This window comes from Collinsella sp. D33t1_170424_A12 (assembly GCF_015554865.1).
Lineage (GTDB): Bacteria > Actinomycetota > Coriobacteriia > Coriobacteriales > Coriobacteriaceae > Collinsella.
The window spans coordinates 1-13,298 of record NZ_JADNJJ010000202.1; the positions used below are offsets into that span (position 1 = coordinate 1).

Below are 13,298 nucleotides of genomic sequence, written 5' to 3' on the forward strand. Positions count from 1 at the left end.
GCGGAGATCCTGTCGCCGGCCTGGACGATATACTTCTTGGAGAGGCACGCTTCGCCGTTCAACGTCACGGCGCCGGCTTCGATGAGCTTCGCGCAGGCGCTCCTCGAGGGCATGCCATCACGAGCACCCAGATACGCATCGATACGAACGCACGCGTCTTCAGCCTGAACGAGATAATGAACGTCCTGCGCCATCACAGCCCGCCTCCCCTATTGTCATCCTTCGACCCGCCGGCAGCCTTTGCGCCGGCGTCGTCGCCTTCGAGCGCATTTGCCGGACTGAGGAACATGAATCCGAGAAACGCTATAACGACACCGCAGGTAATACCGATATCGGCCACGTTGAAGACGGGAAAGTCAATAAACTCGGTTGCCAGAAAATCCACCACGTAACCAAAGCATATGCGGTCGATCGCATTGCCAATACCGCCGCCGACGACCATGCCGAGGCCGATGGCCTCGATGCGGCTCACAAGCGGCGCGCGGCGAAGGTAGACCACCGCCGCGACCGTGACGAACAGCGCGACGAGCACGAAGAGCCAGCCGCTCCCCTCGCCCAGGCTGAACGCAGCGCCGCGATTCTCAACATAATACAAGCGCACGATGCCGGGGATGAGCGGAGCCTCGAACGAGCCGCCCGAAAAAGGCCGGGGAGACAGATGTGCCTGCACCAGCAGCTTGGTCACGCGATCGAGCACAACGAAGAGCAGGGCCGCCAGCCCCGCCGCTAGAAGGCGCCAACGTCGGCTCGGCGCATACCCGTCACTCTTCGATCTCACGTCGTTCCTCTCCAACAGCTAGACGAATGGACCACCGCGGCGAACGCGAGACGCCCGTGCACCCCGCAACGCAGGCGCGCTCGAAACGCGGCCCCGCCGTCAACGGCAACAGAGCCGCGCGCCGCACAAAGCGGCGCGCGGAACAAATCTACAGCAGGGCGGAAGCACAGCGGTCGCAGATATGCGCATGCTCGCCATGGACGCCCGTGCTCTCGCGGAAGTTCCAGCAGCGGTCGCAGGCCTCGCCATGCGCGGCCTCGATCTGGGCGGTGAACTCCTCGCCCTCTGCCAGTTCCACCTCGGAAACGATGTAGAACTCGGCGAGGTCGACCGCCTTGTCGCCCGTGAGCAGGGCGAAGGCCTCCGCCGGAGCGGTCGCTTTCACGCGAACCTGCTGGCTCTTGGTGAAGGTGCCCTCGGCACGCGCGGCCTCGATGGCCTTGGTGACGACGCTGCGGAGCTCGAGCGACGCCTCCAGGACGCCGGAGAACTCGTTGGCCTGCTCGAGCGTGATGGGGCTCTTGTACCAGTCGAGCAGCGCCGCGTAGTCCTGGTTGTCGCGGCAACCGGCGGGAGCGAACTCCATGGCCTCGTCGACCGTGTAGGACAGGATCGGCTGCAGATCGCGCATGAGCATGGAGAGCAGCTCGGCCACGACGGTCTGCGCGCTGCGCATCTCGTGGCTGCCGGGCTTCTCGCAGTACAGGCGGTCCTTCAGCGCATCGAGGTAGACGTTGGAGAGCTCGGTGACGACGAAGTCGTACAGCGTGCGGTACGCGCGGTTGAACTCGAAGCCCTCGTACGCGGCGTCGACCTCGGCCTGCACCTGGGTGAGGCGGGCGAGCATGAGCTTGTCGAGCGGCATGAGCTCGTCGAAGGCCACGCCGTCGGTCGTGGGCTCGAACTGCCCCTCGAGCACGGACAGCAGGAAGCGCAGGGTGTTGCGGAAACGGCGGTACGCATCGGACGTGCGGGCGAGGATCTCGGTATCGCACGCGACGTCGGTGGAGGTGTCCACGGAGGCAACCCACAGGCGGATGATGTCGGCGCCCATCTCATCGCAGATCTTGTTGGGGTCGATCACGTTGCCGAGCGACTTGGACATCTTGCGGCCCTGGCCGTCCAGGGTGAAGCCCTGGGAGATGACGGCCTTGTACGGAGCGATGCCGTTGGTGCCCACGGAGGTGAGCAGCGAAGACTGGAACCAGCCGCGATGCTGGTCGGAACCCTCGAGGTAGACGTCCGCCGGGTACTTGAGCTCGGGGCGGTACTCGCACACGGCCTTCCAGGACACGCCGGAGTCCCACCACACATCGAGGATGTCTCGGTCGGCCTTGAGGTGATGGCCGCCGCACTTGGGGCACACGCAGGCGTCACCGAGGTAGGACTCGGGGGCGTCGGTGAACCAGGCATCGGAGCCCTTCTCGTGGAACAGCGCGATGACCGCATCGAGCGTGTCGTCGTTCATGATCTTCTCGCCACAGTCGGCGCAGGTGAAGGACGGAATCGGCACGCCCCAGTTGCGCTGACGGGAGATGCACCAATCGGGGCGCTGCTCCACCATGGCGCCGATGCGGTTGACGGCGTGCTCCGGATACCAGGACACGTGGTTGCGCACCTGGTCGAGCGCCTGCTCGCGCAGGCCGGTCTTGTCCATGGAGACGAACCACTGGTCGGTGGCGCGGAAGAGCACCGGGTTCTTGCAGCGCCAGCAGTGCGGATAGCTGTGGGTGATCTTAACCTCGGCTACGAGCATGCCGCGGTCGCGCAGGAACTGGATGATGTGCGGGTTGGCCTCGTCGGTGTCCATGCCGGAGAACGGGCCGCCGGCGCCGAACTCGTCGCCGTTGTAGAAGCGGCCGTCGTCGTCGACGGGCATGCAGACGTCCATGCCCTCCTTCATGCAGACGTAGTAGTCGTCCACGCCGTGGCCGGGCGAGTTATGGACAATGCCGGTACCGTCCTCGGTGCCCACGTAGTCGGCCAGCAGGGCGACGCCCTCGACGCCCTCGAAGACGGGCTGCTTGTAATGCAAGTGGTCGAGGACCTCGGCGGGCACCTCATACGCGCGCCCGTCGACCATCACGGGCGTGACGTCCCAGCCGGCGATGCCGCAGACCTTCTCGGCGAGGTCCTTGAGCATGATCTCGGCACGGCCGTCGTGCTCGATGGCGGTATAGATCGCCTCGGGCTTGAGGGAGACCGCCTGGTCGGACGGGATGGTCCAGGGCGTGGTGGTCCAGATCACGAAGTCGACCGGGCCGTCGAAGGACTCCAGGCCGGCGGGCTTGCTCGTGAGCTCGAAGCGGACGTAGATGGACGGGCTCGTCTCGTCGGCGTACTCGATCTCGGCCTCGGCGAGCGCGGTGTGGCAGTGCTTGCACCAATGGACCGGCTTGTGGCCGCGGTACACCATGCCGCGGTCGAACATGGCCTTGAAGGCCTCGATGTCGGCGGCGTCGTGCTGGTGGTAGAGCGTGAGGTACGGGTTGTCCCAATCGCCCAGCACGCCCAGACGCTTGAAGCCCTCGCGCTGCAGGTCGATGTTCTCGACGGCGAACTTGTTGCAGAGCTCGCGAATCTCGGCCGTGGAGGCCTGGTTGAACTTCTCGGTGCCCATCTGGGTCTCGACCTTGTGCTCAATAGGCTGGCCGTGACAGTCCCAGCCGGGCACGTACGGGGTCTCGTAGCCCTGCATGGCCTTGTAGCGGTTGATCATGTCCTTGGCGATCTTGTTCATCGCGTGACCGAGGTGGATGGGGCCGTTGGCGTAGGGAGGACCGTCGTGCAGGACGAACTTCTCGTGGCCCTCGTTCTTCTTGAGCATGAGCTCGTACACGTGGTTCTGCTGCCAGCGCTTGAGACGCTCGGGCTCGCGCTGCGCCAGGGCGGCGCGCATCGGGAACTTGGTCTTAGGCAAGTTCATAGTTTGCTTGTACTCGTTGGCCACGAATACCCCCTTCAGATCTTGAGCGCGATGAAAAAAGCGCCCGTCCTAGCTCAAGCTGGGACGAAGCGCTCTTGGAACACGCGGGGCTGCCCCGCACAGCGTTTCGCTATACCACCCAGCTCAAAGGCCCGCGCATCCACACGTGCCCGTACTCGGCTGGTCTGTAACGACGACCATCCCGGCGACGCCTACTGGGCGCGCACGCGCCGTTGGGGCCGCGGCTCCGGGGTGATATTCGAAAAGGTCGCACGCATCCGGCTCTCAGCTGCCCGGACTCTCTGTGCCGCGCGGATCCCATCTACTCGTCCCCATCGACGCCTGTGATTGTGAATGATACCACGTATGCCACGGGATGCGGCACCCCAGCGGATCTCCCCAAATCGCGTGCACGCGAAAAACGCGCACGAGACCGCAGGCCAAAGGGAACTGGACGGCGGCCGCGCGCTAGAGGTCTGCAACATCGAACAGCTGGACGCCCGCCTTCGACAGGGCGTCTGCGAACAAGCCCCTTCCGGGTACCAGAACGCCCTGGAACGTGCCGTCGTACACCTGATGGACCCCGCAACTCGGGCTGCGCGACTGCAGCACGGCCCCGGCAAGATCCCCTGCGTCGATCGCCGCGCGCAGACGACCCATCTCATGCGCAACGCCCCGCCGGTACGCGGCGTCGACCGAGACGCCCTGGTTGTTTACAACGTGTCCGTCGACGATCTCGGCAGGTGGACGGGGCGTGGGCAGCCCGCCCGCAACCTCGGGGCATACGGGGACCACCTCGATTTCGGGATGACGCGCAAGCTGCTCCAACAGACGATCGCATCGATTGCTGCCCCCGCTATATTTGCAGTTCTCACCAAGCAGGCAGGCGCTCACCGCCACCTTCATGTGTGCCTCCGATCGACTGTGGCAACCTCATTGCAACCGCCGGGCGCGCGATGCGCGCAGCGGACCGATCCTCCCCGCTGACGATGTTACTCGCGCAAACGCAGGTAGATCTGCCGATGGCCCGAGTCGTCCTCCGGCTCGTCGAACTCGTAGACCCCCAGCGACTTGAGGAACGGACGAAGCTTCTTAAATCCATAGTTGCGAACATCGAAATCGGATAGGCGCTTACCGAGCTGGTCTCCCAGCTTTCCCAGGCTCACCCAGCCGTCGTCATCGGAAAACTTATCGATGATCGCGTTGATGGTCTCGCGGATCATGCGCATATGACGGCGGCGATCGGCTTTGCTCATCTCGCCAAACGCGACGTCGCCATCCTGCTCATCGAGCTCGTCATCCACATCCAAATCGACATCGGAATCGAGTTCGAAGCTGTTCGCTCCGACCAGCTCGTCGTCCTCCGCATCGCGGACGCCGGCGTCGGCGTGCCCGGCGCCACGGTCCCCCGGCCTGCGACGGGGCTTCGGCGCGTCGCCCTCGACCGGATCTGCGAGCGCGGCATCGGAGCTGTCGTCAGCGGCGTCGGCATGCGCCGCGCTCGCCGGTGCGGCATCCTCGAGATCCGCAGACAACGCCTGCTCAGACCTGCCACGATTCGCGCGCTTGCCACCGCGGCGGCCACGACGGCGCCGGCGCGGCGCCTCCTCGGCATCATCCTCGTCCTCCGACAGCTCCTCTTCCGCCTTGCGGGCCGCATAGAGCAGATCGAGATACTTGAACTGGTTGCACGCCGAGATGAACGGACGCGGCGTCTTCTGCTCGCCCATGCCGATGACGACCATGCCGCTTTCGCGCAAACGAGCCACCAAACGGGTGAAATCCGAATCGGAGCTCACGATGGCAAAGCCGTCCACCGTACCGGAATACAGAATATCCATCGCATCGATGATCATGGCCGAATCGGTGGCATTCTTGCCGAAGGTATAGCTGTACTGCTGCATGGGGATGATCGAATGATCGAGCAGGCAGCTCTTCCAGCTGGCCAGTCGCGGGCTCGTCCAGTCACCATAGATGCGCTTGTACGTAGCCACACCGGAATTCGCGACCTCTTCCAAGATCACCTTGATGTACTTCTCGGAAATGTTATCGGCATCGATCAGGATCGCAAAGCGAAGATCGGGTTCGTTGTTCATGGGGAATACCCTCCTCATTACGTATCATCCGACTCATCTTACCCCAGAAGCGCGGACCGATATCCAATACGAGCCGTCGCATCGGACGGGGGCTCGCATGCGCGCGGCGCAACGCGACCGAAGGCGTGGATGCAAACACCCCGTTCGGACGCAGCTCGGCAGGATACGAAAAGAGCCCGCACCCCGTTGCCGACGCACGAGACACGCGTGCGAACGGCAAGGGATGCGGGCCGGGGATCCGGGGCGGGAGACGTTACTCCGCAGGCTTGCTCGGGGGCATGAGCGGATTCTCACGTGTGAGCAGGCTCATGAACTCATCGCCGGTAATGGTCTCCTTCTTGTAGAGGTAATGAGCGAGCTCGTGCAGCTTGAACTTGTTCTCCTTCAGAATCTGCATGGCGCGCTCGTGCGCCTCGGTGATAAGTTTGAGCACCGCGTCGTCGACGCGCTCGGCCGTACCGGGGGCGCAGGTGAGCGAGGTGTCCTGATTCAGGTAGGCATTCTGGACGGTGCCCAGCGCCATCATGCCGAACTCCTCGGACATACCGAAGCGCGTGATCATATTGCGAGCGAGCTTGGTAGCCTGCTCGATATCGTTGGCGGCGCCGGTGGTCATCTCACCGAAGATGAGCTCCTCCGCAGCGCGTCCGCCGCAGTAGACGGCAAGCTTATCGAGCACTTCCCGCTTGGTCGTGAGGAACTTCTCGTCGGCATCGACCTGCATGGTATATCCCAGCGCGCCAGAGGTGCGAGGAACGATGGTAATCTTGGTAACGGGCGCAGACTCCGTCTGGCTTGCCGCCACGATCGCATGGCCGATCTCGTGATAGGAGACGACCTGCTTCTCGTGGTCGGACAAAACGGTGGACTTGCGCTGCTGGCCCGCGATGACGACTTCGACCGATTCCTCGAAATCCTCCTGCGTCGCGCGCTTGCGACCAAGTCGGACAGCGCGCAGCGCGCCCTCGTTGATGATGTTCGCAAGATCCGCGCCGGAAGCGCCAGGGGTAGAGCGTGCGATAGCGGACAAGTCGATGGGCGGCTCGGTCTTCACGTCCTTGGAATGAAGCTCCAGGATGGCCTTACGGCCGGCCAGATCGGGAAGCTCCACAGGGACGCGCCGATCGAAGCGGCCAGGGCGCAGCAGGGCCGGATCGAGGCTATCGGGGCGGTTCGTAGCAGCGAGCACGACGATGCCCTTCTGGTTGTCGAAGCCATCCATCTCGGTAAGGAGCTGGTTCAAGGTCTGCTCGCGCTCGTCATTACCCGAGAATCCGCCGCCGTCGCGCTTCTTGCCGATGGTATCGATCTCGTCGATGAAGACGATGCAGGGAGCCTTCTCCTTTGCCTGCTTGAACAGGTCGCGAACCTTGGCAGCGCCGCGGCCGACGAACATCTCGACGAACTCCGAACCGGAGATGCTGAAGAACGGCACGCCGGCCTCGCCGGCAACCGCCTTGGCAAGGAGCGTCTTGCCCGTACCCGGAGGGCCCACGAGCAGGGCGCCACGCGGAAGCTTGGCACCGATGTCCTCATAGCGCTTCGGGTTCTCGAGAAAGTCGACGACCTCCTTGAGCGACTCCTTGGCCTCTTCCTGTCCGGCAACATCCTTGAAGGTGACGCCGACGTCCTTGGAAGCAACGATGCGGGCGCCGGACTTGCCCAGGCCGCCCCCCATGCCGCCGAAACCGCCGCCGCCGAAGTTCATGGAGGGGTTATCGTCGCCCATAGCCTTCTTCATGCGGCGGTTGAGCCACCAGCCGGCAAGGAAGAACAAGCCGATGGGCAGCACCACGGTAAGCAGGATATAGGTCATGTATCCCGAGTTCTGGCTGGGGATATCGACCGTCGTATCGGCACCCGACTCTCGGATGAGCTGCCAGATACCGCTGTCCGTGGTGGGAACCGTGGTGCTGTACGCCTTGTCTTTCTCGCCCTTGAGCATATAGAGGGCCTGCGACGACGCATCCTGCGTGTAGTCGACCTGACTCACCTGCTTGTCCTCAAGCTTCTCAACGAACGTCGAGTAGCTGGCAGGCTCGACTTGTACCTGGTTTTTCATGCTGGGGAAGAGCAGCTGACTCATAACCAGGTACACGACGAATGCAATGAGCACGTAGAGGATCATGTTCCTTCTACGCTTATGATCATCCATTTCCATATACCAAACTCCATCCCAAAGGTTTCACAATGGTGTAATAGTACCCACAGACGTATTTCGTAGACTTCCAGATACTTAAGGAGCCCCTAAGATGACGCGACTCGACGAAGGCAAGGTCCAGATCTACACCGGCGACGGCAAGGGCAAGACAACGGCGGCGCTCGGTCTCGCCTTCCGGGCGAGCGGCTACGGGCTCAACGTCCTCATGCTGCAGTTCGCCAAGAAGCTCCACTGTGCCGAACACGATGCCGCCGACCGCTTCGGCTTGAAAATCGTACAGGCCACGCGCGATACGCCCGAGGCATGCGCGAGGCAGATCATCGAGCTCGCCCATCGGGCGCTCGGGGCGCCCGCCAGCACGGAAAGCGATGGCGCGGCACCCCACGCAGCCGAGCCGGTCGATGTTTTGATCCTCGATGAGCTGGGAGAAGCGATGCGGCGCGGCTTCGTGACCCGGCAAGATGTCGAGGAGCTCGTGAACGAGAAGCCCGCGACCACCGAGCTTGTCCTCACCGGACGCGGACTCCTTCCGATCGCCGACCTCGCCGACCTCGTCACCGAGATGCGCTGCGAGAAGCATTACTTCGACGAGGGACTGCTCGCGCGCAAGGGCATCGAATACTGACGACACGACGGTTAGCACCCGCAAGCCGGCTCCGCAATCAGGCCTCCCCTACAGCTGGACCTCCATGCGAGTGGCCTTCTCCTCGGCATGCGTCAGCCAATGGCCCCAATGATGATAGGCAACGAACAGCCCGGCCGTCAGGATCCAGGTGACCGGATATACCAGCAGCATGGTCTCGACCGTATGATGCAGCGGAACGACGACGAGCAGCCAGATGACGCGGAACACGCAGGTGCCCAGGATGGTGAGGAGCATGGGGCGGAAGCTCTCGCCCGACCCGCGGATCGCCCCCGACGTATTGTCAACGATGGAATAGAAAAAATAGAACGGCGCGATGAAATGAACCATCTTGGCCGTATAGCCCGTAACCGCGGGGTCGTCGATGAAGATGGCTGCAAGCGGTTCCACGAACAGCACGAGGAAGAGCGACAGCGAGCCGACGAGGAAGACGGTGATGAGCAGCGAGGTATGGTACCCCTTGCGCATGCGCTCGTAGTTCCGCGCACCGAAATTCTGAGCGGAGAACGTGGTGATGGATACACCCAGGGCCTCGGTGACCATCCACACGATGGCATCGAGTCGGCCGGACAGACCCCAACCCGTAACCGCATCGACGCCGAAGGTGTTCACCGTCGACTGCATGATGATGTTCGACACCGAATAGACGCTGGCCTGAATGGCGAGCGGCAAGCCGCACGACAGCATCGAGCGGCAGATACGCGGATCGATACCGATGCGGCGCAGATCGAGGCGCCACGCGCCCTGAGCGCGCATGAGGCGCCGCAGCACGCAGCAGCAGTTGATAAAGATCGTAGTTGCCGTAGCGATACCGCAGCCGAGGGCCTCGAGCCCCAACCCGGCCACGAGTATCAGGTCCAAGATCACGTTGATAACGCAGCCGCTCGCGATGATGAGCGCGGGCGCCCGCGTGTCGCCCACCGCGCGCAGCAGCGCCGTGCCCATATTCAGCAGCAAGGCGAACACCATCGCACCGAAATAGCAGCGCGAATAGGCAACCGCCTCCCACATGAGCTCCCGCGGCGTCTCCATGATCGAGAGAATCTGCGGCATGAATATGACGCCGCCGATGGAGACGACCAAACCGAGGCCCAGCGCGATGGCGATAGCGGTATGAACGGAACGCGAGAGGCGCTCGTCATCATGCGATCCGAAAAACTGGCCGGTGATAACGGCGCAGCCGGCACCCAAGCCGACTGAAAAGCCAACCGCGAGTTCGGAGAGGCTCATCGTCGCCTGAATGCCGCCGAGAGCGAGCTTTCCACCGAACTGGCCCACGATGAACGCGTTGATAAGGGCATGCGACTGCTGGAAAAACGAGGCGAAGAAGATCGGTACGCATAGCGCAAGCAGCTGCCGCCAGATAACCCCCTGCGTCACATCGATAGAACCCGACGAGCCCCGTCCAGCCATATGCACTCCCCCGTATCTCATTATTGCAGCATATAGATCGCAGCGTATGCAATCCCCCGCATAAAGGGTACGCCCTCGTATCGTTTGATACAAGGGCGCGCTCAAGCAATCTATGAACGGAGGCTGAGGGTCGATGAACAGCGAGGACGAAGCCCGGCCCAAGGGGTCCGCAAGATCGAACGATGCACTCGACGGCTAAAAGCGGCCGGGCTGATAGCGGTAGCCGTTATCGACGTGGGGGCAAAGCTGCCAGAACGCGACGGCCGAGGCCGCGGCCACGTTGAGCGAGTCGACGCCGTGCGCCATGGGGATACGAACGGCACGGTCGCATCCAGCGATGGTGCGCGAGCCCAGCCCCTGGCCCTCGGTGCCCATGAAGAGCGCAAGACGCTGCTCCTCGAGCAGGGCGGGGTCGTCAAGGGAGACGGAATCGTCGGTCAGCGCCATGGCGGCGCAGGTGAAGCCGGCCTCCTTCAGCACGGAGAGGCCGTCACCCGGCCAGGCGCGGGCATCGGTGCCGATACGCGTCCAAGGCACCTGGAACACGGTGCCCATGCTCACGCGCACCGCTCGCCGGTACAGCGGGTCGCAGCACGTCGGACTCACGAGGATGCCGTCGACGTTCAACGCCGCGGCGCTGCGAAAGATGGCGCCCACGTTCGTGTGGTCGACGATGCCCTCGAGAACGCACACGCGGACCGGGCGGTCGCCGGCGTGCGCGCATAGGTTCGACAAGAACGCGGCGGCCGGCTCCAGCGGCGGGCGGCGCATCGCGCACAGGGCGCCGCGCGTCACGGCGAAACCCGTGAGCTCTTCCATAAGGTCCATGCTGCCCGTGAACACCGGTACGGGCTGTGCAGCTGGGACCTCTTCGATGAGGGGAAGCAGCGAGTCGAGCCAGCGCTCGCCCATAAGAAAGCTTACGGGCTCGAGGCCCGCGGCCAGCGCGCGTTCGATCACCTTGGCGCTCTCGGCGATGAAGATCCCCTTTTGCGGCTCGAGAACCGAACGCAGCTCGCGCTCCGTCAGCTTCGTATAGGCGGATAGGCGCTCGTCATCGAGGGATGCGATGGGAATGACCTGGTAGCTCATCGTCTACTCGTTCGCCTCGGGCGAATCGGCGGACCCGGCTCGGTCGGATGCGGGAGCAGCCTCGTGCTTGGGAGCGCGGTCGTGCTTCTTCTGCGCGTTCTTGTTGGCGATCTTCTTGGCGGAACGCTTGATGTTCGCCATGAGGCCGCCCGCGGGATGGGCGGCCGCCCAAGCCGCGCGCTTGCGCGCCTGCTCGTATTGATCGACGATGATATCGCCGTATTCGTCCATCAGGCGCTGATAATGGTCGATGGCGCCCTGGATGTCCTCGTCGTTGGGATGGTCCTTCCACATACCGCCCATGAGCTTGTAAGGGCCCCAGGTATCGTAGCCGAGGCAGCCGTAGGAGGTAAGGAAATTGGCCTTGCGCATGCGGCACAGGCCGTCGATGTCCTTGCCATACCACTTGTCCTTGCCGCCATAGGTCATGAGAGCGAAAACCTGCTGGCCCTCGCACAGCGTGTTGGCGAGGACGCGCGCGAGGTCCTTGTCGATCTCGCCGTAATAGATTCCAGTACCTACGCCCACGAGCGGATACTCGGACAGATCGGGATACTCGTTCTTGCCAAGCGTGGCAACATCGATGGCCTCCACCTCGGGAAACGCATTGACGACGGCGTCGACCAGCTTCTTGGTGTTGCCGTGATGCTTGGAACGATACAGAATCATGGTTTTCATGAACGAGGCCCTTCAACAAAGCCGGGCCCAGCGGGCCCGGCAGGAATGCAATGTTCTTTATGATACCCCACCACGCTGCAATTTAGCACGCAGCGAGCGGGTTGGCCCTATACGCGGACGTAGGTGGCGAAGGTGTAGTAGACGCCTTCGTCGCCCTCGCCCTCGCCTACCTGCTCGGGTTCGGTCTCATCCACAAGCCGCCATGCGTCATCGCTATCAAGGTCGTCGAAGAACGCATCCGCGGGACGGATGCAATGATTCTTCGTGACGATCGCCGTCGAGCACAAGGGAAGAAACTGCCGATATACCTCCGCGCCGCCGATAACCCATGCCTCCTCATCGTCTGCAACGCGCCTGAGCGCTTCGTCGACCGATCGCACAACCTCGGCTCCCGCGCGATGAAACAACGGATCGCGTGTAAGTACGATGTTGCGGCGATTCTTAAGCGGCTTGCCGCCGGGAAAGCTCTCGAGCGTCTTGCGGCCCATGATGACCGGATGCCCCGTGGTCATCCGAACGAAATGGCGCATGTCGGCCCTGTTGGCAACGACCATATCTCCGGCACGGCCGATTCCCCAATCATCGCAAACGGCGACGATCGCCTTCAACACACAGTTCATAACACTCCAATCTGTACGTACACGGGATGTATCGCCCCATGCACGCGGACCTCCACGGTGCCCCCTAGACCGCGATGGGGATGTTCTTTACCTGGGGACCGTGCTGGTAGTCCTCGACGATGAGATCGTCGGTGGTGAAATCGTAGAAGTTGGTCACCTCGGGGTTGAGGGAAACCTTGGGCGCCGCGTACTGGGGGCGCTCGATGAGCTCGCGCACGATATCGACATGGCGGTCGTAGATATGGGCATCGACGATCACGTGCAGCAGCTCGCCGGCGACCATGTCGCAGTGGCGCGCAACCATCATAAGCAGAATGGCGTACTGGCAGACGTTCCAATTGTTAGCGGCCAGGATATCCTGGCTTCGTTGCATGAGCACCATGTTGAGCACGGGCTTATCGTAACCCGGCTCGGCCGTGACGTTGTAGGTGACGCTGTACGCGCACGGATACAGATGCATCTCGGAGAGATCGGCGAACGTGTACATGTTCGTCATGATGCGTCGCGAATAGGGCGTATGCGTCAGGTCGTACAGGACGCGGTCCATCTGATCGAAATCGCCCTCGGGATAGTGCGAGGTCTGCGCGATCTGATAGCCGTACGCGCGCCCGATCGAACCGGTCTCATCCGCCCACTGGTCCCAGATATGCGAGTTCAGATCGTTGATGTTGTTGGACTTCTTCTGGTAGATCCACAAGATCTCGTCCATGGCCGACTTGAGGGCGGTGCGGCGCAGCGTGAGCGCGGGGAACTCCTCGCGCAGATCGTAGCGAGCCGTCACGCCGAAGTTCTTGATGGTGTACGCGGGAGTGCCGTCCTCCCAAACCGGGCGCACCTTCTCCCCTTCCGTCGTGGTTCCGTGATCCAAGATTTCGCGGCACATGCTCACGA

At 62.8% G+C, this 13,298-nt stretch carries 12 protein-coding genes; 1 reads left to right on the forward strand and 11 read right to left on the reverse strand.

From position 1 onward, the window contains the following. The 6 genes from I2E26_RS08385 to ftsH all read right to left on the reverse strand — a co-directional run. Positions 1 to 194, reverse strand: a 194-nt coding sequence (locus I2E26_RS08385) for a S4 domain-containing protein (RefSeq protein ID WP_255519236.1), incomplete at its 3' end; no start/stop codon positions are given. Next, a complete protein-coding gene (gene lspA / locus I2E26_RS08390; RefSeq protein ID WP_195420367.1) occupies positions 194 to 778 on the reverse strand; it encodes a signal peptidase II in 585 nt (194 codons plus the stop codon). The genes I2E26_RS08385 and lspA, both read right to left, overlap by 1 nt. Before the next feature lie 148 nt (positions 779 to 926). Further along, complete coding sequence (gene ileS / locus I2E26_RS08395; RefSeq protein ID WP_195420368.1) at positions 927 to 3,728, reverse strand: isoleucine--tRNA ligase; 2,802 nt, start codon at positions 3,726 to 3,728, stop codon at positions 927 to 929. A 444-nt stretch (positions 3,729 to 4,172) separates the two neighbouring features. Then, on the reverse strand, positions 4,173 to 4,610 hold the full coding sequence (locus I2E26_RS08400; protein ID WP_195420369.1) for a DUF523 domain-containing protein: 438 nt from the start codon (positions 4,608 to 4,610) through the stop codon (positions 4,173 to 4,175). An 86-nt stretch (positions 4,611 to 4,696) separates the two neighbouring features. Continuing rightward, positions 4,697 to 5,800 carry an NYN domain-containing protein gene (locus I2E26_RS08405; protein WP_195420370.1) on the reverse strand — a complete coding sequence of 368 codons (1,104 nt, stop codon included), beginning with the start codon at positions 5,798 to 5,800 and terminating at the stop codon, positions 4,697 to 4,699. 253 nt (positions 5,801 to 6,053) lie between these two features. Further along, positions 6,054 to 7,961 carry an ATP-dependent zinc metalloprotease FtsH gene (gene ftsH, locus I2E26_RS08410; RefSeq protein ID WP_195420371.1) on the reverse strand — a complete coding sequence of 636 codons (1,908 nt, stop codon included), beginning with the start codon at positions 7,959 to 7,961 and terminating at the stop codon, positions 6,054 to 6,056. Between the two features lie 91 nt (positions 7,962 to 8,052). Between ftsH and I2E26_RS08415 the strand changes: the two genes are divergently transcribed. Beyond that, positions 8,053 to 8,586 carry a cob(I)yrinic acid a,c-diamide adenosyltransferase gene (locus I2E26_RS08415; RefSeq protein ID WP_195420372.1) on the forward strand — a complete coding sequence of 178 codons (534 nt, stop codon included), beginning with the start codon at positions 8,053 to 8,055 and terminating at the stop codon, positions 8,584 to 8,586. Between the two features lie 48 nt (positions 8,587 to 8,634). Here the strand turns inward: I2E26_RS08415 and I2E26_RS08420 are convergent, their stop codons facing one another. The 5 genes from I2E26_RS08420 to thyA all read right to left on the reverse strand — a co-directional run bounded on the left by I2E26_RS08420 (position 8,635) and on the right by thyA (position 13,296). Further along, complete coding sequence (locus tag I2E26_RS08420) at positions 8,635 to 10,017, reverse strand: MATE family efflux transporter (RefSeq protein ID WP_195420373.1); 1,383 nt, start codon at positions 10,015 to 10,017, stop codon at positions 8,635 to 8,637. A 195-nt stretch (positions 10,018 to 10,212) separates the two neighbouring features. Beyond that, a complete protein-coding gene (locus I2E26_RS08425; RefSeq protein WP_147588358.1) occupies positions 10,213 to 11,109 on the reverse strand; it encodes an RNA methyltransferase in 897 nt (298 codons plus the stop codon). 3 nt (positions 11,110 to 11,112) lie between these two features. Further along, on the reverse strand, positions 11,113 to 11,787 hold the full coding sequence (locus tag I2E26_RS08430) for a hypothetical protein (protein ID WP_195420374.1): 675 nt from the start codon (positions 11,785 to 11,787) through the stop codon (positions 11,113 to 11,115). Between the two features lie 107 nt (positions 11,788 to 11,894). Beyond that, the gene (locus I2E26_RS08435) at positions 11,895 to 12,407 is read right to left on the reverse strand and encodes a dihydrofolate reductase (RefSeq protein ID WP_195420375.1); all 513 of its coding nucleotides are present in this window, start codon (positions 12,405 to 12,407) and stop codon (positions 11,895 to 11,897) included. A gap of 64 nt (positions 12,408 to 12,471) precedes the next feature. Further along, on the reverse strand, positions 12,472 to 13,296 hold the full coding sequence (thyA, locus tag I2E26_RS08440) for a thymidylate synthase (RefSeq protein ID WP_195420376.1): 825 nt from the start codon (positions 13,294 to 13,296) through the stop codon (positions 12,472 to 12,474). Positions 13,297 to 13,298 lie beyond the last annotated feature (2 nt).

Bases quoted from the DNA above. Each gene is read 5' to 3' on its own strand.
- I2E26_RS08405 (WP_195420370.1), bottom strand. From the start codon at position 5,800: ATGAACAACGAACCCGATCTTCGCTTTGCGATCCTGATCGATGCCGAT.
- I2E26_RS08420 (WP_195420373.1), bottom strand. From the start codon at position 10,017: ATGGCTGGACGGGGCTCGTCGGGTTCTATCGATGTGACGCAGGGGGTT.
- I2E26_RS08435 (WP_195420375.1), bottom strand. From the start codon at position 12,407: ATGAACTGTGTGTTGAAGGCGATCGTCGCCGTTTGCGATGATTGGGGA.
- I2E26_RS08430 (WP_195420374.1), bottom strand. From the start codon at position 11,787: ATGAAAACCATGATTCTGTATCGTTCCAAGCATCACGGCAACACCAAG.
- I2E26_RS08425 (WP_147588358.1), bottom strand. From the start codon at position 11,109: ATGAGCTACCAGGTCATTCCCATCGCATCCCTCGATGACGAGCGCCTA.
- I2E26_RS08415 (WP_195420372.1), top strand. From the start codon at position 8,053: ATGACGCGACTCGACGAAGGCAAGGTCCAGATCTACACCGGCGACGGC.
- I2E26_RS08400 (WP_195420369.1), bottom strand. From the start codon at position 4,610: ATGAAGGTGGCGGTGAGCGCCTGCCTGCTTGGTGAGAACTGCAAATAT.
- ftsH (WP_195420371.1), bottom strand. From the start codon at position 7,961: ATGGAAATGGATGATCATAAGCGTAGAAGGAACATGATCCTCTACGTG.